2 protein-coding genes are annotated in these 1266 nt (G+C 73.5%); both read left to right on the plus strand.

The window, feature by feature from the left end; all coding sequences use genetic code 11:
- Positions 1–708, plus strand: a 708-nt coding sequence (locus ACWGIU_RS38075) for an N-acetyltransferase family protein (RefSeq protein WP_453712693.1), incomplete at its 5' end; no start/stop codon positions are given.
- A 245-nt stretch (positions 709–953) separates the two neighbouring features.
- The coding region (locus tag ACWGIU_RS38080; protein ID WP_453712695.1) for a DUF885 family protein at positions 954–1266 on the plus strand (313 nt) is incomplete at its 3' end.

The raw sequence follows: 1266 nt of genomic DNA on the forward strand, positions 1-1266 counted from the left end.
ATACGGCTGCGCGATCCGAACGGCGGAACGATCACCGTGGAGCGGCCCTACCTGCCCTTCACCCCCACCGAGTTCGCCCGGGCCCGCGCCCTCGTCGAGCTCGACGCCCGGCTCGGCCCCCGCGTCCCGCGCAGCCAGGACGTGCTGACCCTGCCCGAGGGCAACGAGATCACCGTGCGCCGTGCCGACGGCTCCGACCTGCCGGCGGCCCGCGCCATGCACGACCGCTGCTCCGAGCGCACCCTGTCGCTGCGCTACCACGGCCCCGTCAACGACGCCGACCGCTACCTCGGGCACCTGCTGAGCCCCCGCTTCGGCCGCACCCTCGCCGCGACCACCGCCTCCGGCAAGCTCGTCGCCCTCGGCCACCTGCTGTGGGACGGCGACGAGACCGAGGTCGCCCTGCTCATCGAGGACGACTGGCAGCGCCGCGGCATCGGTTCCGAGCTGCTGCGCCGGCTCATCGCGATGGCCGTCGAGGCCCGGTGCGACAGCGTGTACGCCGTCACCCAGGCCGCCAACACCGGCATGGTCGCCGCCATGCGGGGCCTCGGCCTCCCCCTCGACTACCAGATCGAGGAGGGCACCCTGGTGATCACGGCCCGGCTGGACGCGGCCCGGGTCAGCTCCCGCCTGCCGTACGAGCTGCCCCGCGAGCTGCCCCTCGAGGTCCCGCACGAGCAGTCGGCTCCGCGCCGCCGCCACTGAACGATCCGGCCGGACCGGGCCCTGACCGGGTACCGGTCCCGGCCGGAGCGGCGGTTCCGGCGGGATCCGGCCAAGCTGCGCGCGTCCCGTCCCCGGCGGCCTTCGCCCCGGAGGCATGAATTCCCGTACGCCACAGGGTAGTTGAGGATCTTTCGCACAGGTCACCGACCCCGCTCCGGCCCGCGTCAGCAGACCGGCAGCAATCGGTGATGACGGGAACCCGTCTCGCATACGAAGATGTCCGCATGTCAGAGACCCTCCACAACGGCAGTGCACCTCGGCTGCCCCGCCAGGTGGCCGACGCGTACGTCGACGACCTCATCGCCCTCGACCCGATCACAGGCACCTACCTCGGTGTCGCCGCGAGTTCGAGCAAGCTCCCGGACTTCTCCCCGGCGGGCCGTGCGGCCCTGGCCGAGCTCATCCGCGAGACCCTCACGCGCCTCGACACCGCCGAGTCTGCGCCCGGCGCCGACAGCGACGCCGAACGCCGCTGCGCCCGGCTGCTGCGCGAGCGCCTCACCGCCGAGCTCGCCGTGGTGGAGGCCGACGAGGACC

The organism is Streptomyces sp. NPDC054840 (assembly GCF_053611065.1).